This is a genomic window from Brenneria izadpanahii, from assembly GCF_017569925.1.
Classification (GTDB): Bacteria; Pseudomonadota; Gammaproteobacteria; order Enterobacterales; family Enterobacteriaceae; genus Brenneria; species Brenneria izadpanahii.
On the sequence record NZ_CP050854.1, the window covers coordinates 1,886,433 to 1,908,178 of the forward strand.

At 48.4% G+C, this 21,746-nt stretch carries 18 protein-coding genes; 14 read left to right on the forward strand and 4 right to left on the reverse strand.

All coding sequences use genetic code 11. The features are described from left to right. Positions 1 to 188: 188 nt before the first annotated feature. The 3 genes from HC231_RS08410 to HC231_RS08420 all read right to left on the reverse strand — a co-directional run bounded on the left by HC231_RS08410 (position 189) and on the right by HC231_RS08420 (position 3,998). Complete coding sequence (locus HC231_RS08410; RefSeq protein ID WP_208230567.1) at positions 189 to 407, reverse strand: KTSC domain-containing protein; 219 nt, start codon at positions 405 to 407, stop codon at positions 189 to 191. 157 nt (positions 408 to 564) lie between these two features. After that, positions 565 to 2,229 (reverse strand): methyl-accepting chemotaxis protein, encoded by a 1,665-nt coding sequence (locus tag HC231_RS08415; protein ID WP_208230568.1) that lies wholly within the window; start codon positions 2,227 to 2,229, stop codon positions 565 to 567. A 356-nt stretch (positions 2,230 to 2,585) separates the two neighbouring features. Next, complete coding sequence (locus tag HC231_RS08420) at positions 2,586 to 3,998, reverse strand: diguanylate cyclase (RefSeq protein WP_208230569.1); 1,413 nt, start codon at positions 3,996 to 3,998, stop codon at positions 2,586 to 2,588. Positions 3,999 to 4,199: 201 nt separating this feature from the next. Between HC231_RS08420 and dsrB the strand changes: the two genes are divergently transcribed. Then, the gene (dsrB, locus tag HC231_RS08425) at positions 4,200 to 4,400 is read left to right on the forward strand and encodes a protein DsrB (protein WP_208230570.1); all 201 of its coding nucleotides are present in this window, start codon (positions 4,200 to 4,202) and stop codon (positions 4,398 to 4,400) included. A gap of 63 nt (positions 4,401 to 4,463) precedes the next feature. On the opposite strand, the gene HC231_RS08430 is transcribed toward dsrB, so the two are convergent. Continuing rightward, the gene (locus tag HC231_RS08430) at positions 4,464 to 6,164 is read right to left on the reverse strand and encodes a methyl-accepting chemotaxis protein (RefSeq protein ID WP_208230571.1); all 1,701 of its coding nucleotides are present in this window, start codon (positions 6,162 to 6,164) and stop codon (positions 4,464 to 4,466) included. A 1,310-nt stretch (positions 6,165 to 7,474) separates the two neighbouring features. Between HC231_RS08430 and flhD the strand changes: the two genes are divergently transcribed. The 13 genes from flhD to flhA all read left to right on the forward strand — a co-directional run bounded on the left by flhD (position 7,475) and on the right by flhA (position 21,741). Then, complete coding sequence (gene flhD, locus HC231_RS08435) at positions 7,475 to 7,828, forward strand: flagellar transcriptional regulator FlhD (protein ID WP_048639344.1); 354 nt, start codon at positions 7,475 to 7,477, stop codon at positions 7,826 to 7,828. After that, complete coding sequence (gene flhC, locus HC231_RS08440) at positions 7,828 to 8,406, forward strand: flagellar transcriptional regulator FlhC (RefSeq protein ID WP_208230572.1); 579 nt, start codon at positions 7,828 to 7,830, stop codon at positions 8,404 to 8,406. The genes flhD and flhC overlap by 1 nt, the downstream gene beginning before the upstream one ends. Before the next feature lie 138 nt (positions 8,407 to 8,544). After that, positions 8,545 to 9,435, forward strand: coding sequence for a flagellar motor stator protein MotA (gene motA / locus HC231_RS08445; RefSeq protein WP_208230573.1), 891 nt, complete (start codon positions 8,545 to 8,547; stop codon positions 9,433 to 9,435). After that, complete coding sequence (motB, locus tag HC231_RS08450) at positions 9,432 to 10,484, forward strand: flagellar motor protein MotB (protein WP_208230574.1); 1,053 nt, start codon at positions 9,432 to 9,434, stop codon at positions 10,482 to 10,484. Before motA ends, motB begins: the two co-directional genes overlap by 4 nt. Before the next feature lie 39 nt (positions 10,485 to 10,523). Continuing rightward, positions 10,524 to 12,539, forward strand: coding sequence for a chemotaxis protein CheA (cheA, locus tag HC231_RS08455; RefSeq protein WP_208230575.1), 2,016 nt, complete (start codon positions 10,524 to 10,526; stop codon positions 12,537 to 12,539). Between the two features lie 34 nt (positions 12,540 to 12,573). Beyond that, the gene (gene cheW, locus HC231_RS08460; RefSeq protein ID WP_208230576.1) at positions 12,574 to 13,071 is read left to right on the forward strand and encodes a chemotaxis protein CheW; all 498 of its coding nucleotides are present in this window, start codon (positions 12,574 to 12,576) and stop codon (positions 13,069 to 13,071) included. A gap of 151 nt (positions 13,072 to 13,222) precedes the next feature. Next, positions 13,223 to 14,917, forward strand: coding sequence for a methyl-accepting chemotaxis protein (locus HC231_RS08465; protein WP_208230577.1), 1,695 nt, complete (start codon positions 13,223 to 13,225; stop codon positions 14,915 to 14,917). A 381-nt stretch (positions 14,918 to 15,298) separates the two neighbouring features. Next, on the forward strand, positions 15,299 to 16,174 hold the full coding sequence (cheR, locus tag HC231_RS08470; RefSeq protein WP_208230578.1) for a protein-glutamate O-methyltransferase CheR: 876 nt from the start codon (positions 15,299 to 15,301) through the stop codon (positions 16,172 to 16,174). Continuing rightward, positions 16,174 to 17,226, forward strand: a complete 1,053-nt coding sequence (locus HC231_RS08475; RefSeq protein WP_208230579.1) for a protein-glutamate methylesterase/protein-glutamine glutaminase — start codon at positions 16,174 to 16,176, stop codon at positions 17,224 to 17,226. The genes cheR and HC231_RS08475 overlap by 1 nt, the downstream gene beginning before the upstream one ends. Before the next feature lie 38 nt (positions 17,227 to 17,264). Continuing rightward, positions 17,265 to 17,654 (forward strand): chemotaxis response regulator CheY, encoded by a 390-nt coding sequence (gene cheY, locus HC231_RS08480; protein ID WP_208230580.1) that lies wholly within the window; start codon positions 17,265 to 17,267, stop codon positions 17,652 to 17,654. 9 nt (positions 17,655 to 17,663) lie between these two features. Then, entirely contained in the window at positions 17,664 to 18,311 is a 648-nt protein-coding gene (gene cheZ, locus HC231_RS08485) for a protein phosphatase CheZ (RefSeq protein WP_208230581.1), read from the forward strand. Positions 18,312 to 18,509: 198 nt separating this feature from the next. After that, positions 18,510 to 19,661 carry a flagellar biosynthesis protein FlhB gene (gene flhB / locus HC231_RS08490; protein ID WP_208230582.1) on the forward strand — a complete coding sequence of 384 codons (1,152 nt, stop codon included), beginning with the start codon at positions 18,510 to 18,512 and terminating at the stop codon, positions 19,659 to 19,661. Next, positions 19,654 to 21,741 carry a flagellar biosynthesis protein FlhA gene (gene flhA / locus HC231_RS08495; protein WP_208230583.1) on the forward strand — a complete coding sequence of 696 codons (2,088 nt, stop codon included), beginning with the start codon at positions 19,654 to 19,656 and terminating at the stop codon, positions 21,739 to 21,741. Before flhB ends, flhA begins: the two co-directional genes overlap by 8 nt. Positions 21,742 to 21,746 lie beyond the last annotated feature (5 nt).

Consider the following 21,746-nt stretch of genomic DNA (forward strand, 5'->3'; position numbering starts at 1 on the left):
TAGCCTTAGCCTTAACCGATGAGATTAGCGCAATTAATGGTTGATAAAAATTTTTCAGGCAGGTTTACCCGACTCACCTTCTGCGCAAAAGTCGGGTAATTATGGTTAAGTTACGAGATAAAAATATCGGGGTGGGGCGTCACTTGCCGCAGCAAGCGGCAAAACTTGTATCCGATTAATTATTATGTCTATTTTATTTTCCGGCACAAGAATTTGTCTTTTATTACGCCATCAAAAAAACGGCCTTTAGACACAACCGATTCGGAAATGAATTTCCCATGAATACGCTTGGGAACACCAATGTACTGATAGATAGTCTTGTTATGAAACTCTATTTCAAGGATGCGATTTTCAGGATCGTATCCAATCGAACGGATCCTTGACGATGACACCGATTGCCGCTGCAATGACTCCCCCTCCTCTTTGTGGAACGTTAGGTGGAACTATAAAGGATTTTAAGCGCGTCGTATTGTCAATGATCATGCTTATTTATTGAATCCACGCCAGAGTTTCATTTTATCTATGCGAGTGAAATGCGGGCGATGACGCCCGCGTTGCTATTGATTAAAACGTTTCCCAATTCGTGTTATCGGTACTTGTTTTCTTTGGCGAGGTTGATGGCAGCGTCGGTATTGGCTTTATCGTCTTGCTATTCGCAGTTTTTTCTACTGTAGCGGAAAGTTTGAAAATGGAGACAATTTCAGTCAAGCGACGCGCTTGTTCTTCTAGTGACGCAGATGCGGCGGTTGATTCCTCAACCAGTGCGGCGTTCTGTTGCGTCACGCTATCCATCTCGACAACGGCTTGACCAACCTGGCTGATCCCTTTGCTTTGCTCATTTGACGCCGATGCAATTTCACCCATGATATCGGTTACGTTGGTTACGGCTTTCACGATGTTTTCCATGGCATCGCCGGCAAGCGTTACCTGATCGGAACCGGTTTTGACATTGGTGACGGATTCATCGATCAACCCTTCAATTTCTTTGGCCGCTTGGGCGCTTCGCTGCGCCAGATTGCGTACTTCACTGGCAACCACGGCAAATCCGCGACCTTGTTCTCCGGCGCGTGCGGCTTCAACCGCCGCATTCAGCGCGAGGATATTGGTCTGAAAAGCAATACTGTTGATCACGCCGATGATATCGGCGATTTTTTGCGAGCTGTTGGTGATTTCCCCCATTGTCTTGATCACGTCATTGACAATATCGCCCCCATTGTTCGCAAGTTTAGACGCATTCTGCGCCAGGACGCTGGCTTGACTGGCGTTGTCCGCGTTCTGTTTTACCACGGCGCTCAGTTGTTCCATACTGGCCGCGGTCTGTTCCAACGCTGATGCCTGTTCTTCAGTACGTGAAGATAAGTCCGTGTTGCCGGAGGCGATTTCGCCTGAACCACGATAGATGGCGCCTGCGCTGTCGCGGATTTCAGATACCGTCGTCACCCAATTGTTCTGCATTTGCTGGAGAAAAGGGATCAATTGCCCGACGCAGTTTCTGCCCATGTCAATCATATGGGTGTGCAAATGACCCTCCGAAAGAACTTGAAGGTGCTTTTTAATTAGCTCAAGCGGTTTAACCACGAAAATGGATAAATAGCGATCGGTGAGCAGCACAATAATCAGGCCGATAACCAGCGCCACAATCAGGATCTTTTGACACCAGTCGACCCAGGTATCGATTCGCGTTTGCGCCTCGGTTTTCAAGCTACCGATAACCACATTGTATTTTTCGATAGCATCGGTGAAATTTTGGCGTAGAGGCCGATAGGTCTGGCTTGCATATTGCACGAAGTCATCAATACGATCGGCTTTGACGGCTTCATAAAGCGGCAGTACGCCATTAGTGTAAAGCTGGTAGGAACTGTTATAAATATTGTCAATGGTGGCGGAGTCAATATTGGCGTGATCGGTCGTTTTAAACTCATTCAGACCATTTTTGATATTTTCCAGCTCACTGCTAACTAATCGAAGTTCCATATCGACTTCCGCAGCGTTGTTGTTCTGTTTTGCGCGGGCGGCACGTTCAAGGGCGCTGATGATACGATAATACTGCCCATTAGCGCTATTGATGATATCGCCATTATTTTGCTGCACGTTGGTTAATTTTAACTCAGAGGTTAATTGACTCAGCGAATACAATGCAAACGCTGATACTCCCCCCCACAGTACGGAAAATAGTATAAGGATCAGAATCATCATGGTTCTGATTTTTATATCGCGTACAAAGCCCATAGTGTAAATCCTGGTGGTTAAATGATGAGATGATTAATCCTAAGAAGACAGGATCGCTATTCGCGTTTCCCTGCAGATGTCAACCTGTCTGTGAATATCAGCAGGTCGATCAATGGTCCATGACGGTATATCTCTTGCGTTTTTGTTATCGGCATACAAAAGGCTAATTTCATGGTATTTACAATTATTTATTCTAATTAGTGTTAACTTTTGTTACAGGCGGGGGATGAGAATGAAACGTAAACAGCAATACAGAAAAAGCCGCCATCGTCAATTAGCATGCTAATAATGAATTGCTGGAAAATTGCTATATCATCGATAGAAAATTATTTGAGAAAGATAATTATGATAAATAGCTACTCCGGTGCGAACTCAATGCGATTTCTGCCATTAGCTTTGGCCTGATAAAGCGCGGCATCGGCTGCGTTTATTAAATATTGATAATCGGGATGTCCGCTATACATAGCAATACCCGCACTAATGGTGATGTTTATCGTTTCATTGCTTTGCAATCGGATCTTATGGTTCTGGATCTTTTCCCTAAGCCGTTCAATAAATGTATAGGCCGTATCTTTCGTGGTTTCGATCAGAACAAACATGAATTCTTCGCCGCCATAGCGAAATATATAATCGCTGCTTCTGGTATTTTCATAAAAAATTTCAGCGGTATTTTTCAACACCGCATCGCCTACTGCGTGTCCGTAGGTATCGTTAATTACCTTGAAGTGATCAATATCGATCATTGCGATGGTAAGCGGCGTATTTTTGCGCATGGCCAAGGAAGTTTCATGCCGTAAAATAGTGGGCAGGAAACGGCGATTCAGCAGGAGTGTTAATGTATCCTTGCCATTTTCCAGCTTTTGAATTTCGTCGAATAGCGAGTCCATGAATACATGGATTTTATGGATCCGGTTTCTCACTGACTTGAGCAATGGCGCATAAGCATTCTGCTTCAGCGGAATGTTGTTATTGAAATGCCCGATATCTTCATCAACTGCCTTTATCATCTCGCTGATGGCTTGCGCGTCTTGAGTATTGCCGAAGGAAGGTTTCCCTTTATGGTTAAACCAGAGTCCAAATTCTGAATCCTCCAGCGTATGAGTGGTTATCAGCGGAGCCCCGGTGGCGACATTGAAAATAAAAGTGTTTTCCCAGTTCAGCAGCGCCGCATTTTGACGCTCCCGTTCTATGTCTGCGTTATTCAACAGCGATAACAGACGATATGATTCTTCGCTTTTTGCCGCGCTATCGTGAGAGTGAGAATAGCTTTTACTCATTATTTCCGTTGCGATATCCATGGATATCGATGCGAAGCGCATCGCTTCGAAACCGACGGATTTGTCGCTGGCCTGCTGTGACATATATTCATACAGCTTCCATTTCAAGCGCCGGGAGCCGCGTGCGACTAATTCAATTGGAATACCTATGCGCGCATGAATCTGGCCGATTTTTTTCTGATGAGCGATCAATTCATCCAAATTTTCGCCGCTGTTGGACAAAATAACCTCAATCCATTTCCGCATTGAGGCGAAAAGTCTGTCATGCACCTGCTGACTTGACAGAAAAAGCGATGCTTCCGGATCCTTTAGCATGTACGAGTAGAACTCACCCGCTAGAGTAGAAGATTTTTGCTTGGATAAGGTATGCAACAGATTGAATGCATCAGGAGATGTTATCGATATCAATTTTTTCCATTCGGATAGGATGAATTGATTATCACTTGTTTCTTCATTTGCTATTTGTTGATTAGAATTCAATAGTTCGTCCAACTTTCAATCCCGTTTTCGACTATGAGTAGTGTACTAGGTTGAAGGCGATTAGTTTAGCCTGAGCGACGGGCTTATGAAGAGGAATTTCTGAAAAGCATAAGGGGAGCGTTAAAATAAGTTAACGGTATGTTATGTTCTACATCTCTTGGTTTCCGGAAATGAATATAGTGTCTTTTCCGCCGTGTATTTTGAGAAAACACCATGAAAGTTAATGATTTAGTAACAGTTAAAACTGACGGGATGGCCCGCAGGGAAGGGGTTATCCTGGAGGTTGAAGAGTTCCAGGAAGGAACGATGTATTTAGTATCACTTGATGATTATCCAGCCGGCGTGTGGTTTTTCAACGAAGCCGAGAGCAAGGATGGGACGTTCGTAGAACCTAAACATTCCTCGGACGAGTAACCCGCCGCAGGCAGCGGCCGATTATTGATGGTCACTGCCTGCCGTGGACGTCACCCGGTCTGATTAAAAAGTTTCCCAGTTATCATTGCCTGGCTTTGTTTTTTGCCGGGGCAACGCCAGGGAAGAGGGGGGCGGAGTAGGCGTCGCCGTCGTTGTTTGGGATTTCGAACCGGACAAGTTAAATGCCGCTACGGCTCGGGTTAACAATGCCGCTTGCTCTTCCAGCGAAGCGGCCGCCGCGCTGGCCTCTTGCACCAGGGCGGCATTCTGCTGCGTTACGTTGTCCATTTCCGAAATGGCCTGGCCTACCTGCGTAATCCCCCGGCTTTGCTCGTCGGATGCCGATGCGATTTCCCCCATTATGTCGGTTACGTTGGTGACGGCATCGACGATTTCTTTCATAGTTTGTCCCGCCTGATCCACCAGCACCGAGCCGTTATTGACCAAATCCACCGATTCCGAGATCAGGGTTTCAATCTCTTTTGCCGCCTGAGCGCTACGCTGCGCCAGATTGCGTACTTCGCCGGCCACAACCGCAAAGCCGCGGCCTTGTTCCCCGGCGCGCGCCGCTTCAACCGCCGCGTTCAGCGCCAGAATATTGGTCTGGAAAGCAATGCTGTTAATAACGCTAGTGATTTCCGATATTTTTCTTGAACTGCCAGAGATATTGTTCATGGTATTAACCACGTTAGAGACGATCTCTCCGCCTTTTTGGGCTTTGCCTGATGCATTGGCGGCAAGCTGGCTGGCGTGATGCGCATTCTCAGAGTTCTGTTTCACGGTCGCCGTTAGCTGTTCCATGCTGGCGGCCGTTTGCTCCAACGCGGACGCCTGTTGTTCGGTGCGCGAAGACAGATCGGTATTGCCGGATGAAATCTCCGTCGTGCCTTGATAGATTGAGTCAGCGCTTTCACGAACGGTTGTAACCGTGGTTATCAGCGATAGCTGCATTTGTTGAACATTTTCACCTAACGTCCCAATTTCATTTTCGCCGTAGCTATCCATCGCTTGTGTGAGATCGCCTCGCGCGATCCGCTGGATGCGGCTGACTAACTGGTTCATCGGTTTAATGAGCGCCCGTTGAAGCAGCAAGAATGTCAGTAATGTCAAAACGATGGAGATGACAAAGCTGGCGCCCATCAACGAATAGCCGAGTATGGCGTTGTTATGCGCAGTTTCATTGAGCGATCGCGCATGTTGCATCCGATAGCCTATCGCCTTATCCAGCGGAATGTTATAGGCCAAATCAAGCTTGCTCGTTTCTTCCGTCTCATGCGATAGCACCTCCTCAAATAGCCCCTCTTTGGCTGAATTGATCAGTGGCAGGATGCCCTGGTTGACATAGGCGTCATAGGCTTTCCGCAGTTCTGCATCCAAGACGATTTCCTGTTCGCTCTTTACAGCGCGCTGTTCATAAAATAGAAAGGCTTGTTTGGCGCGTTCAACCCGCTCCAAAGCCAGTTTCAAGTTTTCATTGAAGACGTCGGTATCGCCGATACGGGCCGCTGCGGAAGCTTGTATCAATAGTAAGCGGGCGGTACGCAGGTGGTTAGTGCTGTCGGCAATCTCCATGCGAACGTCGCTCTCCTCGGTGATGTTTGCCAGTGAACGGTTGCTGTTCTGTAAAAAGTAGCTGGACGTTCCGATCGACAAGGCAAACAGCAGCATGATGCCGCCTAGAATAATGATGAATAAAGGGACCAGTCGTAAATTATTTAACAAACCATTTTTACCCTGCTGCTCAGATCTTGGTGTTATTTTCATATCTATCCGCTCATTTTCAGGAGATGTCATTATATTTCCCGTGCTACGCGTTGGGTCGCGCGGTGTTTTTTATACCTTGATATCTGTTATTTTTAATGCTTAGTCTGCAATGTAATCGGCATATAGCGATAAATCTTAATAAAATTCCATGGGATCTCTGTCACGTTTTGAATCTTTAATAAGAAAGCAAAGGTAAATTGCCGCGGCGAGAAGGGGAGGGTAACTGTTTGATGGTAAAATAGAAAAAATGCAGAGGATGCTATGCGTTATGTTGAGTTTATTGAAATTTTTAGTCAATTCGCGTGATAGCGTATTTAAGCTCCGTCTTTTTACCGCTCTTCTGAATGTGGGGCAGTTAATTATCGGCGTTTTTTATTAATAGGATAAGAAGAATAGAACGATTGATTATTATCTATATTTCAAGTGATAAATGGATTTCTATTATATTTTATATTTAATAGTCGGGAGGGCATTACAACAGTTTTATGCCGCCATAGTTTATTCCACATAAATGATGAATGTTTATAAAATTTTAATATTACCGTGCCGTTCGTATTTATTAATCAAGAGACGATGCAGTGCCGCCATTAAGAATGAACTGGCTTGCCGGATTCGCTGATTGCATGGTTGGGGGCGAATACCGCAATCACAGGGGGCGTGTAACAAATGTAAGTTTTTAGTAGTGAAGTAACCGATTTATTTACATTTCTTGATAAAAAAATGATTGTGGCCGATTCGAATCATTAATTATTGTCAGTTTTATGTAAATAATATAAATCTTCGCCCTGATATAAAATTCTTATAAAAGAGGTGATTGTTGTTTTTGTTTATTTATCAGTTGGATACATTGGTTTTGGTTGTTTTTTTAATCAATCACTGTAGGTATTTGTAATATTTAATATTATTTTAATGTGTCAAAAATGGATGAATAAAAGCGATAGCTAGCTGAAAAATCGCTCATTACTCTTCCAATTTTGTGATCTATGTCACATAATCATCAAAACCACTCGTTAGCCGCGTTGTATGTGCTACAGATTAGGCGGTACAGTTGCAGTGGTTTAGGATTAATCCTATGCTGTGGTATCGAGAAGTAACCTTGAAGGATTTTAGCGTACGAGATGATGAATCGAACGGAATCGATGCATAATGGTGAAGTCGGCAGAAGCGTATTCTGTCTAAATAAATATAAGAATAGATAACCAGTATTGGCAGCTATGTTTTATGCCGCTCACGGAGAGTGATTTTTGAACTGGGCGATATGCTCTATCACCTAACTTATGTTTTAAACGTAGCCTGTTGGGATGGGAAATATGGGTACCTCTGAATTACTCAAACACATTTATGACATCAATCTGTCTTATTTGTTACTGGCTCAGCGTTTAATTAATGACGAAAAGGCTTCGGCCATGTTTCGTTTAGGCATTGATGAAGAGATGGCCGATATGTTGATGAATCTCACTTTGCCTCAGATGGTTAAATTAGCTGAAACTAATCAACTGATATGTCATTTCCGTTTTAATGATCACAATACAATCAAACTCTTGACTCAGGAATCGCGTGTGGATGATCTGCAACAGATACACACCGGTATTCTGTTGTCGAGTCATTTATTACAACAGTTGGCTTCGAAAGAAGAAAACCTGCCTAAGAAAAGGGCATTGTAATGGCGGAAAAAAGTATTGTTCAGGAAGCGAAAGACATCCAGTTAGCGATGGAACTCATTTCTCTGGGTGCTCGTTTGCAGATGTTGGAAAGTGAAACACAGCTAAGCCGTGGTCGCTTAATTAAATTATATAAAGAACTAAGAGGGAGCCCGCCGCCTAAAGGAATGCTGCCATTTTCAACGGATTGGTTCATGACCTGGGAACAGAATATTCATTCTTCAATGTTCTACAACGCCTATAGTTTTTTGCTGAAAAACGGGCAATGCAGTGGCGTTGAGGCCGTAATTAAAGCTTATCGCCTATATTTGGAACAGTGTCCGCCGCAAAATGATACGCCATTGCTGGCGCTGACCCGCGCATGGACGTTGGTTCGTTTTGTCGATAGCGGTATGTTGCAACTCTCGGTGTGTAACTGCTGTAACGGTATGTTTATTACTCACGCTCACCAGCCGAAAAACAGTTTCGTCTGTAGCCTGTGTCAACCCCCCTCCCGAGCCGTAAAAAGACGTAAACTTTCACAAAATCTTGCCGATATTATACCTCAACTGCTGGATGAACAGGTAAAACACGCAGTCTGAGCTTGGTAGCGATTTGTGAATCTATCACTGTTTGTTATTGAGGGCAGTGATAGATTTCTCCTCAAGTAATTCCTAGCTTTATACCGCTGCGTTTTCATCTGATTTTCCACCTACATTTTTCTTATTTAAGGAATTCTTGTGCTGGTTATATTGGGTTATCTCGTAACAGTGGGGTCGATACTTGGCGGTTATCTCATAGTCGGTGGACACCTGGGGGCGCTTTATCAGCCCTCTGAAGTGTTGATTATCGCCGGGGCCGCTCTGGGCGCTTTTATTGTCGGCAACAATGGCAAAGCGATAAAGGCAACCGGGCGGGCTTTACCTCTGCTGGTGAAGGGATCGAAATACAACAAAAGCCTGTATATGGATCTTATGGCGTTGCTTTTTCGCTTGATGGCCAAGTCCCGTCAGCAAGGCATGCTCTCATTGGAAGCGGATATCGATAGTCCCCAGGAAAGTGAAATTTTTTCCAGCTATCCCAATATTCTGGCTGACAAAAATATCATTGAATTTATTACCGATTATCTGCGTCTGATGGTAAGCGGCAACATGAATGCGTTTGAAATTGAAACGCTGATGGATGAAGAGATAGAAACCGTTGAGCATGAAAGCGAAGTACCGGCAAACAGCCTCGCCAGCGTGGGCGATGCCTTGCCGGCGTTCGGTATCGTGGCGGCGGTGATGGGCGTGGTTCACTCGTTGGCATATGTCGACCGTCCCGCGGCAGAGTTGGGAATGATGATCGCTCACGCAATGGTGGGAACCTTCCTGGGGATTTTGCTGGCTTATGGGTTCGTCTCGCCGTTGTCAACGTTGTTGCGCCAGAAAAATTCAGAAAAAATAAAGGTTTTGCAGTGTGTGAAGGTCACGCTGCTATCGAGTCTTAACGGTTATGCTCCGCAAATTGCCGTAGAGTTTGGACGTAAGACGTTATATTCCACAGAACGACCGACTTTCATTGAGCTGGAAGAGCATATACGCCGCGTGAAAGCGCCCGCTCAGCAGAAAACGTCGGAAAATGACGCATGAAACATCAGCATCCCATTATTCGTAAAAAACGCAAATCCGGGCATGCCGGTCATCACGGCGGCTCCTGGAAAATTGCCTATGCTGACTTTATGACGGCGATGATGGCTCTGTTTCTGGTGATGTGGTTGATCGCTATTTCCACGCCAATGCAGCTTGCCCAGATAGCCGAATATTTCCGTACACCGCTGAAAACGGCCTTAGCGGGCGGTAGCCAATCCAGTGAAAGCGAGAGCCCGATTCCGGGCGGCGGTGATGATCCGACCCAGCAGCAGGGTGAAGTTAGAAAAAGCATCAAATCGGATTCGCCGGATAGACGGCTGGATGAAATCCGCTTAAATCGTCTGCGCGAAAGGTTGGATCAGCTTATCGAATCCGACCCCAGGCTGCGGGCTCTGCGCCCCCATTTGCTGATCGAAATGGTCGATGAGGGGCTGCGTATACAGATTATTGATAGCCAAAACCGCCCGATGTTTAAAACGGGCAGTTCGCAGGTTGAGCCTTATATGCGGGATATCCTGCGCGCTATTGCGCCTATTTTGAATGATATCCCGAATAAATTGAGTATTTCCGGACATACCGACGATGTTCCTTATGCCATGGGCGAGCGTGGCTACAGTAACTGGGAGCTATCGGCCGATCGCGCCAATGCCTCGCGCCGGGAGTTGCTGATCGGCGGCTTAACCGAGGGTAAAGTCCTGCGGGTTGTTGGTATGGCGTCGACTATGGGGCTGAAACAAGCCGCCGACGGCAGCGCCGATATTAACCGCCGAATAAGTTTGCTGGTGTTGACTCAGGAAGCGCAGAAGAATATCGAACACGAAAATGCCGAAAAAACGGCGACGGATGTGGAGTCGACGGAAGATTTACGAAATATGCAGTTGGAAAATCCTAAACCTGCCACGCCATCTGCCGACAATAGTAATAATAATATGGATGATAAAGGCGAAACTTCGCCTCAACCCGTAAATGGAGTTCCTGCTCCAGAGCGCCAGCGGCCGACTACCGAGTTGCCTGCGGCGCCGGACAGTCAGGCGACGCCTTCTCAATAAGCCGCGATTCACAGCAGAGGTGACCACGTGAGCATGGACATGAGTGCTTTCTATCAAACATTCTTTGATGAAGCAGATGAATTACTGGCGGATATGGAACAGCATTTATTGCTGCTCGATCCCCAAGCACCCGATACCGAACAAATGAATGCCATTTTCCGGGCAGCGCACTCGATAAAAGGGGGCGCAGGGACATTTGGCTTTACTGTCTTACAGGAAACAACGCATCTTTTAGAAAATCTACTAGATGGTGCAAGACGTGGTGAAATGCGCCTTAGCACTGACATCATCAACCTGTTTTTGGAAACTAAAGACATTATGCAGGATCAGTTGGACGCCTATAAAACTGCGCAGGAGCCCAATGCCGAGAGTTTTGAATATATCTGTCAGGCTCTGCGCCAACTGGCGCTGGAGTCTCAGGCGGAAAGTGCGGCACCCCAAACGGCTACTGCAACAACAGCTGAGAATAAACCGGCTGTGACTGAAGCGCCTGCGGCGGGATTAGGGCAAGGGGAGATGCGTATCGCACTGACCGGCCTTAAACCGCAGGAAATTCCTCAAATGCTGGAAGAGCTCGGCAACCTGGGGACGGTGAAAGATCCTCATCAGACGGATAAGAGTCTGGAAGTGACTTTAGAAACCTCCGCCAGCGAAGACGATATCAGCGCGGTTTTGTGTTTCGTGTTGGAGCCGGAGCAAATCAATTTTCATCCGGCGGCAACGTCCGGCCAGGCTGAAAAGACGGAAGCTGAAGCGAAACCTACCGAGCAGGCCGCGCCGGCCGTACAAGCCGCGCCTGCAACACCGGCCCCGGCGGCTCCCGCCGTCAAGCCGCATCCCGCACCCAGCGCCGCTAAACACAAAACGGGCGACACCAGCATTCGTGTCGCGGTGGAAAAGGTGGATCAGTTGATCAACCTGGTGGGGGAACTGGTGATTACCCAGTCCATGCTGGCTCAGCGTTCCAGCGAACTTGATCCCGTCGCCCATGGCGATTTGCTCAATAGCATGGGGCAGTTGGAGCGCAACGCCCGTGATTTGCAAGAATCCGTGATGTCCATCCGTATGATGCCGATGGAATATGTTTTCAGCCGTTTCCCGCGTCTGGTGCGCGATCTGGCCGCCAAGCTGGATAAAAAGGTGGAGCTGACATTATTGGGCAGTTCCACCGAGTTGGATAAGAGTCTGATCGAACGCATTATCGACCCGCTTACCCACCTGGTGCGCAATAGCCTTGATCATGGCATCGAATCGCCGGAGAAACGCATCGCGGCGGGTAAATCGGAAGTCGGTAATCTGACGCTGTCTGCCGAACATCAGGGCGGCAACATCTGTATTGAAGTTATTGATGATGGCGCCGGGCTTAACCGCGAGAGAATTTTGGCGAAAGCGATTTCTCAGGGCTTAGCGGTAAGCGACAACATGTCTGATGAGGAAATCGGCATGTTGATCTTCGCGCCAGGTTTCTCTACCGCGGAGAAAGTGACCGATGTTTCCGGCCGGGGCGTCGGCATGGATGTGGTGAAACGAAATATTCAGGAAATGGGCGGCCACGTCGAAATCTATTTCCAGGCAGGAAAAGGCACGACGATCCGAATTCTGCTGCCATTGACCCTGGCCATCCTTGATGGCATGTCGGTGAAGGTTAGCAACGAAGTCTTTATCCTGCCGCTTAACGCCGTGATGGAATCGCTACAACCGCAGGCTGAAGATATATATCCTCTGGCCGGCGGAGAGCGTGTTTTGCAAGTGCGCGGCGAGTATCTGCCTTTGGTCGAACTGTTCCATATCTTTGATGTGGATGGAGCGAAAACCGATCCGACCCAGGGCATTGTCGTGATATTGCAAAGCGCAGGGCGTCGTTATGCGCTGTTGGTGGATCAATTAATCGGGCAGCATCAGGTTGTCGTTAAGAATCTGGAAAGTAATTATCGCAAGGTGCCAGGGGTTTCCGCCGCTACGATTTTGGGGGACGGTAGCGTTGCGCTGATTGTGGATGTTTCAGCGTTGCAGGCGCTTAATCGTGAAAAACGTGTGGTTGAAACCGCAGCTTAACAATAAATAGAAGGGTGATGAAAGGGTGGAAAACATGACTGGACTTGCAAACGTCACGAAACTGGCGGGTGAAACTGTAGGACAGGAGTTCTTAATTTTTACTCTGGGTGATGAAGAATACGGTGTTGATATCTTAAAGGTGCAGGAAATCCGCGGTTATGATCAGGTAACCCGCATTGCCAATACGCCTGAATTTATTAAAGGTGTCACCAATCTGCGCGGCGTAATTGTCCCCATCGTTGATTTACGTATTAAGTTCGCCCAGCAGGAAGTCGATTACGATGACAATACCGTCGTTATCGTTTTGAATCTCGGACAGCGCGTGGTTGGGATCGTCGTTGACGGCGTATCCGACGTGCTTTCCCTGACTGCCGATCAGATTCGTCCGGCGCCGGAATTCGCCGTCACGCTATCAACAGAATACTTGACCGGGCTGGGTTCTTTAGGTGAAAGAATGCTGATTCTGGTTGATATTGAAAAGCTGCTTAGCAGTGAAGAAATGGCGCTGGTCGACAGCGTGATGAAAGTCTGAGTTATTCGCTTATCCGTGGGGCCATCCGCCGGCCCCACGCTTTCCTTTCTTTATATATTCTCTCCGCGAAAAATCGTAAAGATATTCGAAACCATGCCGATATTACCAAGTGCTACTACTAGCGAAAGTTGATCTACTCAAGGGAAATGATATGTTCAGTCGTATAAAGGTTGTTACAAGTTTGGTACTTATATTGGCTTTTTTTGGAGCGCTTCAGCTGATTTCAGCCGGTTTATTTTTTAGCTCATTAAAAACGGATAATGAGATTTTTAGTTCAACGCAGGTTCTTAATCAAAAAAAATCAGAATTAGATGCTACATGGTCATTTTTGCTACAGACGCGAAATACGTTAAACCGGGCAGGTATTCGCATTGCGCTGGATAGGGAAGGACAGGGCGCCGGCGCGGCCTTTGATGAATTGCTCGCCTTGGCTAAATCACAATTGAATGCTGCAAACGAGCACTTTGCCAATTATGAGAAAACGGCGCTGGTTGCGCATCAGGATCCGGCTATCGCCCGCGAGGTGAAAGAAAACTATATGGCTCTGCATCAGGCTCTGGCGGAGCTGGCCCAATTTCTTTCCAACGATGAGTTTGAAAAATTTGTCGAACAACCTACCCAGGGATTTCAGGATAATTTTGAAAAGGCTTATTACGCCTATCAGGAAGACAGCGAGAAGCTATATCGCTTGGGCATCGCAGAAAACAGCGAAGCTTATGATTCCGCGCTTTGGATAATAGGCTCCATCATTGTTTTGGTTCTGCTTCTGGTGCTGATTGCCTGGTCCGGCGTGCAAAAGTTAATCATCCGGCCGCTTCATATTGTTGTTGAACATATTCGCCACCTTGCCCGAGGCGATCTGACGAAAACGATCGATTTTCACAGTAAAAATGAAATGGGGCTTTTGGCTGACAGTCTTCGGAATATGCAGAGCGAGTTTGTTACCACGGTAAGCGCGGTGCGTCAGGGAACGGACGCCATTTATACCGGCGCAACCGAAATTAGCGCGGGCAATAACGATCTTTCCTCTCGCACCGAACAGCAGGCGTCCGCATTGGAAGAAACGGCCGCCAGCATGGAGCAATTGACCTCGACGGTGAAACAGAATGCCGAGAATGCCCGGCAGGCTAGTCAACTGGCGTTAAGCGCATCGGAAACGGCGCAGAAAGGAGGGCGAGTCGTCGATAATGTCGTCAAAACGATGCACAACATCGCCGGCAGTTCGCAAAAAATTGCCGATATTACCAGCGTGATTGACGGCATTGCTTTCCAGACCAATATTCTGGCGCTGAACGCGGCGGTTGAAGCGGCGCGCGCCGGGGAACAAGGCCGAGGTTTCGCGGTTGTGGCCGGCGAAGTGCGTAATTTGGCGCAGCGTAGCGCTCAGGCGGCAAAAGAAATTAAAGGTTTGATTGAAGATTCTGTAAATCGTGTCGATGAAGGTTCTGTACTGGTTGAAAGCGCCGGGGAAACGATGGCGGAAATCGTCAGCGCGGTAACTCGGGTTACTGACATTATGGGCGAGATTGCCTCGGCTTCTGATGAGCAAAGTAAAGGTATTGATCAGGTCAGCCAGGCGGTTACGGAGATGGATAGCGTAACGCAGCAAAACGCCGCGTTGGTTGAGCAGTCTGCTTCCGCCGCCATTGCGTTAGAAGAACAGGTGAGAATTCTCAATCAGGCGGTTGCGGTATTCCGTATTGCTGACTCCAATGGGAGTGCGTACCAAACGCCGCAATCGTCACAAACGGAAAAACGTCAGAAACCCGCGCTGTTAGCCGTTTCTGAGGGGGCTGAGAAAAAGCCCAAAGAGAATCAGTCGGCCGGGAATTGGGAAACCTTCTGATAAGGCCATTGCTTTTAGGGACACGGAGAAAATGCCCGCCTTGGTTTTGTATAAGCGTTGGCGGCGCATTTGACGAGTTTGTCAGCCGTGTCCCGCATGGCTCTTTATGAAATTTTTTGTGGGTAATAGAGCAAGTCGTCAAGCTGTTGCTGAGATGGTTCGTACCACCCAACAAAATGCAGCATTAGTAGAATTTGTGTCGCGGTCGGCTCCGTTGGTGAACGGACCGCGACGCTGAGCAATACAGAGTCAGATTTTCAATCTTGCATCACGACAAGATGAACATCTGATAAATGAGAACAAAGACAAGCCTGCTATAGCTGTAAGGGAAGTTTAGATTGGAAAAGACCATAGCAAAAACAGAATGTTGGGCGGTTTAATATGAAAAGCACACCATCGCAGAATCGCCCCGAACCAGTTTCTATCTTGACGCAGATGGTAGACCGGTTGCCGTTGTCGGATGTTCATTTCCGGCGCATCAGCCAGCTAATTTATCAGCGTGCGGGGATTGTACTGGCCGATCACAAAAGAGAAATGGTTTACAACCGTTTGGTCAGACGATTGCGTTTGCTTGGAATTAACGATTTCGGCCAATATCTCGCGTTGCTGGAATCCGATCCGAACAGCGCCGAATGGCAGGCTTTTATTAATGCGCTCACGACTAATTTGACGGCGTTTTTCAGAGAGGCTCATCACTTTCCGATATTAGCCGAGCATGCCCGCAAACGTCCCAATGGTTACTCGGTCTGGAGTACTGCGGCATCGACGGGCGAAGAGCCTTATTCTCTTGCGATGACGCTTGCTGAGGTTTTTGGCAATCGGGCCGGCAGCAGTTGTCAGGTTGTGGCCAGTGATATCGATACGCAGGTGTTGGAAAAAGCGACGGCCGGTATCTATCGGCAGGAAGAGTTGCGTTCGCTTTCTCCGCAGCAGCTACAGCGATTCTTTTTACGTGGCACCGGCCCGCACAGCGGGCTGGTGCGAGTTAGACCGGAACTGGCGTCCATGGTGCATTTTCAACAGTTAAATCTGTTGGCTCCCGAATGGTCTATTCCGGCGCCATTTGATGCCATTTTTTGTCGTAACGTAATGATTTATTTTGATAAAGAAACGCAAGAACGAATTTTGCGTCGCTTTGTCCCGCTGCTTAAGCCAGGCGGATTGTTATTTGCCGGACATTCAGAAAATTTCAGTCAGATCAGTCGAGAATTCTATTTGCGCGGGCAGACGGTTTATGGACTGGCTAAGGAAAGATAATGAACAAAATTAAAGTGTTATGTGTTGATGACTCTGCCCTTATGCGTCAGATCATGACCGAAATCATTAATAGCCACCCTGATATGGAAGTGGTAGCGACGGCTCCTGATCCGTTAGTCGCCCGTGACTTAATTAAAAAATTTAATCCGCAGGTATTAACGCTGGATGTCGAAATGCCGCGTATGGATGGATTGGATTTTCTTGAGAAATTAATGCGTCTGCGCCCGATGCCGGTTGTCATGGTGTCCTCTCTGACGGGAAAAGGGTCAGAGATCACCTTACGGGCTCTGGAACTGGGCGCAATCGACTTTGTGACAAAACCGCAGTTAGGTATTCGCGAAGGCATGCTGGCATATAGCGAACTGATTGCTGAAAAGATTCGCATGGCCGCCAAGGCGCGGCTGCCGCAGCGCAGTAAAACCCATGAGCCGATGACGATTATTCAGCATACGCCGCTGCTCAGTAGTGAAAAACTTATCGCGATAGGCGCATCCACAGGGGGAACCGAGGCGATACGCCACGTGCTGCAACCTCTGCCGCCGACAAGCCCGGCATTGCTGATTACGCAGCATATGCCGCCGGGATTTACCAAATCCTTTGCGGAACGTCTGAATAAGTTATGTCAGATTACGGTGAAGGAGGCCGAAGACGGTGAGCGCGTTTTACCGGGGCATGCCTATATCGCTCCTGGAGCGCGGCACCTGGAACTGGCGCGCAGCGGGGCAAATTATCAGGTGCGGCTAAATGATGGCCCGCCGGTTAACCGTCACCGTCCATCGGTTGATGTATTGTTTCGTTCGGTCGCTCAGTTTGCCGGACGAAATGCAGTAGGGGTCATCCTTACGGGAATGGGAAACGACGGAGCTGCCGGTTTGTTGGAACTTCATCAGGCCGGTGCCTATACCCTGGCACAAGACGAAGCAAGTTGCGTGGTGTTTGGCATGCCGCGCGAGGCTATCGCTATGGGGGGCGTCGACGAAGTGGTGGATCTGCACCAGGTTAGTCAGCGGATGCTGACACAAATCTCTGCCGGACAGGCATTACGTATATAAGCAGCTCCCGGTGAGCAATAAATATTTTAGGAGTAGGTATGGCCGATAAAGAACTCAGGTTTTTAGTGGTGGATGATTTTTCGACGATGCGCCGAATTGTTCGCAACCTACTAAAGGAACTGGGCTTTAATAATGTAGAAGAAGCGGAAGATGGTGCTGACGCACTGAATAAGCTTCGTGCAAGTGCTTTCGATTTCGTTATTTCTGACTGGAATATGCCCAACATGGACGGCTTGGAGTTGCTGCAGACTATTCGTGCTGACGCTGCGCTCTCAAAGCTCCCGGTGCTGATGGTTACGGCGGAAGCGAAGAAAGAAAATATTATCGCCGCAGCACAGGCTGGTGCTAGTGGTTATGTTGTTAAACCATTTACTGCTGCTACCTTGGAAGAGAAGCTGGGTAAGATATTTGAAAAACTGGGTATGTAAGGGGATCTTATGAAGCCACATCCAATGCCGCCCGTAAATGACACCGCTTCTGCTACAGAGATTATTTCTCGTATCGGTCAATTAACCCGTATGCTGCGCGACAGCCTGCGGGAATTAGGTCTGGACAGCGCGATCGCGGAAGCGGCGGAAGCCATTCCCGACGCCCGCGATCGTCTTGACTATGTTGTCCAGATGACAGCTCAGGCCGCGGAGCGGGCGCTGAGCTGCGTTGAGGCAGCGCAACCGCGTCAGAACCAGTTGGAAGCCGATGCCAAGTCGCTGAAGTCTCGTTGGGATCAGTGGTTTGAGAGCCCGATAGAGTTGGCCGATGCGCGTGAATTGGTAACCGACACGCGTAAATACCTCGAAGGCGTGCCCGAACAGACTTCATTTACCAATGCGCAACTGCTGGAAATCATGATGGCGCAAGATTTCCAGGATCTGACTGGTCAGGTCATCAAACGCATGATGGATGTTATTCAGGAAATTGAGAAACAGCTGCTGATGGTGCTGTTGGAAAATATGCCTGAAAAACCGGCCGCCCCCAAACGCGCCAATGATGGCTTGCTGAATGGTCCCCAGGTCGATAAAAGCGCGGCAGGCGTTGTTTCCAACCAGGATCAGGTCGACGATCTGCTGGATAGCCTGGGCTTTTAATTCATTGCTATGTAGTGTACGGACTTTTTCTTACGGTGGCGGTCAGAGCATCTGTCCGCCATCTCTATTCATGCTCAATCCATCACTATCCGTGAAATAGTCGTTAGTTTCTCCTCTTTTTCTATCCATCGTAATCGCCGTGATTTGTCATGCTAGGCAGAAAATTGCTATCTCAATCCTAAAAATCAGGAAATTGTCGTGGCTGAAGAGAGTGACCTTGAGAAAACTGAAGCGCCCACAGCCCATCGAGAAGAAAAGGCTCGAGAAGAAGGTCAGATCCCCCGATCCAGGGAGTTAACCTCTGTATTGCTGCTGCTAACCGGCCTCTCGATCATGTGGTTCGGCGGTACGAACATGGCCCGTAAGTTATCCGCCATGATTGCTCAAGGATTCCGTTTTGAACATGAATTGATAAGCAATGATAAGCAAATGCTCATGCAGTTAGACATTTTGCTTAAACAGGCGGTTTCGGCTCTGCTGCCTTTTATGGGGGGCGCGGTTCTGGTGGCGATAGCGGCGCCAATGTTGTTGGGAGGCGTACTCTTTTCAACAAAATCGATCAAATTTGATTTAACCAAGATGAACCCACTCAGCGGCCTAAAACGCATGTTTTCATCTCAGGCGTTAGCCGAGTTGTTTAAAGGCATCCTGAAGGCTTTGATGGTGGGCGGAATTGCCGGCGGTTTTTTATGGAGCCACTGGCGCGAGATATTGCACCTGATTTCCGAACCGCCCATCACAGCGCTGGGCGATGCATTGGGCATGGTTTTCCTTTGTGGATTATTAGTCTTGATAGGATTAATTCCCATGGTCGCTTTTGATGTGTTCTGGCAAATCTGGAGTCATATCAAAAAATTGCGTATGACCAAGCAAGAAATACGCGATGAACACAAAGAGCATGAGGGGGATCCGCATGTTAAAGGACGAATTCGTCGGCAGCAGCGGGAAATGGCAAAGCGGCGGATGATGGCCGATGTCCCCAAAGCCCATGTGATTGTAACGAACCCGACGCATTATGCGGTTGCGCTGCAATATGACGATAAGAAAATGAGCGCGCCTAAATTGTTAGCGAAAGGTACCGATGAAATCGCATTGCGTATTCGCGAACTGGCAAAAGAACATCGTATCCCCATCCTGGAAGCGCCGCCATTGGCCAGGGCGCTTTATCGGCATACAGAGATTGGCCAGAATATACCGGCACAGCTTTATGCAGCGGTTGCTGAAGTTCTGGCATGGGTTTATCAACTTAAACGCTGGCGTCGGGAAGGCGGATTGATCCCGAAGAAACCTAAACATTTACCGGTGCCGGCTGAGCTGGACATTGCGAGAGAGAATACTACTGATGGCTAATTTGGCCGCATTACTTCGTTTACCCACAAACTTTAAAGATACGCAATGGCAGATTCTGGCGGGCCCGATACTGATCCTGTTGATTCTGTCGATGATGGTACTGCCATTGCCGCCTTTTATTCTGGATCTGCTGTTTACCTTTAACATTGCGCTATCGGTTATGGTATTGCTGGTGGCGATGTTCACTCAGCGTACGCTGGATTTCTCAGCGTTTCCAACCATCCTGCTGTTTTCTACATTATTGCGGCTGTCGCTGAATATCGCGTCAACGCGAGTGGTGCTGTTGGAGGGGCATACTGGCGGCGCCGCTGCGGGGAAAGTGATTGAAGCTTTCGGCCACTTTTTGGTCGGCGGTAACTTCGCCATCGGGATTGTGGTTTTCATCATCCTGGTATTGATTAACTTCATGGTTATTACCAAGGGCGCAGGCCGTATTGCCGAAGTGGGCGCGCGCTTCGTGCTGGATGGGATGCCCGGTAAACAGATGGCGATCGACGCCGATCTGAACGCCGGATTAATCGGTGAAGCCGAGGCGAAAAAGCGCCGGTCAGAGGTTACCCAGGAAGCGGATTTCTACGGTTCGATGGATGGCGCCAGCAAGTTTGTGCGCGGCGATGCGATTGCCGGGTTACTGATTATGGTGATCAATATCGTCGGCGGTTTGCTGGTCGGTATCCTTCAGCATGATATGACGTTAAGTCACGCAGCGGAAACCTATACCCTGTTGACTATTGGCGACGGATTGGTTGCGCAGATCCCGGCGCTGGTCATTTCCACTGCGGCCGGTGTTATTGTGACCCGGGTAAGCTCCGATCAGGATGTCGGACAGCAAATGGTCTCCCAGCTTTTTGATAACCCTCGGGTCATGCTGTTATGCGCCGCGGTTATCGGGTTAATCGGCCTGGTTCCCGGGATGCCGAACCTGGTATTCCTGCTGTTCGCCGCCGGGTTATTGGGGGGCGTCTGGCTGCTTAGAGGGCGGAATCTTGGCGTAAATAAAGCCGCGGCGGCGCCGGAAACTAAAAAAGAAAGTCAGCCGCTGGTTGATGCAACCTGGTCGGACGTACAACTAGAGGATGTGCTGGGCATGGAGGTAGGATACCGGCTCATTCCTATGGTCGATGCGCAGCAGAACGGCGAACTAATCGGCCGTATTCGCAGCATTCGTAAAAAGTTTGCCCAGGAAATGGGCTACCTGCCTCCCGTCGTACATATTCGCGATAATCTGGAATTGCAGCCAGCCAGCTATCGGATTCTGATGAAAGGCGTCGAAATCGGTCATGGCGAAGCATTCCCTGGGAAATGGCTTGCTATTAATCCAGGTAACGCGGTAGGAAAGCTAGACGGCGATGTGACCAAAGATCCTGCTTTCGGGCTACCGGCCTATTGGATTGACAGCGTGCTGAAAGAACAAGCGCAAACGCAAGGCTATACGGTCGTCGAGTCCAGCACCGTAGTCGCAACGCATTTAAATCACCTGATCACGCTTTATGCCAGCGACCTGTTTGGCCGGCAAGAGGCCCAGCAATTATTGGACCGTGTTGCTAAAGATATGCCGAAGTTGGTTGAGGATTTCATTCCTGATGTGGTTACGCTGACTACTTTCCACAAGGTATTGCAGAACCTATTGGCTGAGCGGGTTTCTATCCGTGATATGCGCACGATCATCGAAACCATTTCAGAACACGCGGCAGTGCAAAAAGATCCGAATGACTTGACGGTTGCAGTCAGGGTGGCATTGGGCAGGGCCATTACTCAGCAATGGTTCCCTGGCGGCGGCGATATCCACGTCATCGGATTGGGCGCTGGATTAGAAAAAATGTTGATGCAGGCATTACAAAATGGCGGCGGTTTAGAGCCAGGTCTGGCCGATCGTCTGTTGCAGCAGGCTCAGGAAGCGGTACAACACCAGAAAGATATGAATGCGCCGCCGGTGCTGTTGGTCAATCACGCATTACGGCCGCTGCTGTCGCGTTTTTTGCGGCGTAACTTCTCTGATTTGGTGGTTCTCTCTAATCATGAAGTCAGCGATAGCCGTCAAATCCGTATGACTTCAATCATTGGAGCAAATGCCAAGTGAGTCAG

Coding starts and splice junctions, on each gene's coding strand:
- HC231_RS08415 (WP_208230568.1), bottom strand. CDS start 2,229: ATGGGCTTTGTACGCGATATAAAAATCAGAACCATGATGATTCTGATC.
- dsrB (WP_208230570.1), top strand. CDS start 4,200: ATGAAAGTTAATGATTTAGTAACAGTTAAAACTGACGGGATGGCCCGC.
- HC231_RS08430 (WP_208230571.1), bottom strand. CDS start 6,164: ATGAAAATAACACCAAGATCTGAGCAGCAGGGTAAAAATGGTTTGTTA.
- flhD (WP_048639344.1), top strand. CDS start 7,475: ATGGGTACCTCTGAATTACTCAAACACATTTATGACATCAATCTGTCT.
- flhC (WP_208230572.1), top strand. CDS start 7,828: ATGGCGGAAAAAAGTATTGTTCAGGAAGCGAAAGACATCCAGTTAGCG.
- motB (WP_208230574.1), top strand. CDS start 9,432: ATGAAACATCAGCATCCCATTATTCGTAAAAAACGCAAATCCGGGCAT.
- cheA (WP_208230575.1), top strand. CDS start 10,524: ATGAGTGCTTTCTATCAAACATTCTTTGATGAAGCAGATGAATTACTG.
- cheW (WP_208230576.1), top strand. CDS start 12,574: ATGACTGGACTTGCAAACGTCACGAAACTGGCGGGTGAAACTGTAGGA.
- HC231_RS08465 (WP_208230577.1), top strand. CDS start 13,223: ATGTTCAGTCGTATAAAGGTTGTTACAAGTTTGGTACTTATATTGGCT.
- cheR (WP_208230578.1), top strand. CDS start 15,299: ATGAAAAGCACACCATCGCAGAATCGCCCCGAACCAGTTTCTATCTTG.
- HC231_RS08475 (WP_208230579.1), top strand. CDS start 16,174: ATGAACAAAATTAAAGTGTTATGTGTTGATGACTCTGCCCTTATGCGT.
- cheY (WP_208230580.1), top strand. CDS start 17,265: ATGGCCGATAAAGAACTCAGGTTTTTAGTGGTGGATGATTTTTCGACG.
- cheZ (WP_208230581.1), top strand. CDS start 17,664: ATGAAGCCACATCCAATGCCGCCCGTAAATGACACCGCTTCTGCTACA.
- flhA (WP_208230583.1), top strand. CDS start 19,654: ATGGCTAATTTGGCCGCATTACTTCGTTTACCCACAAACTTTAAAGAT.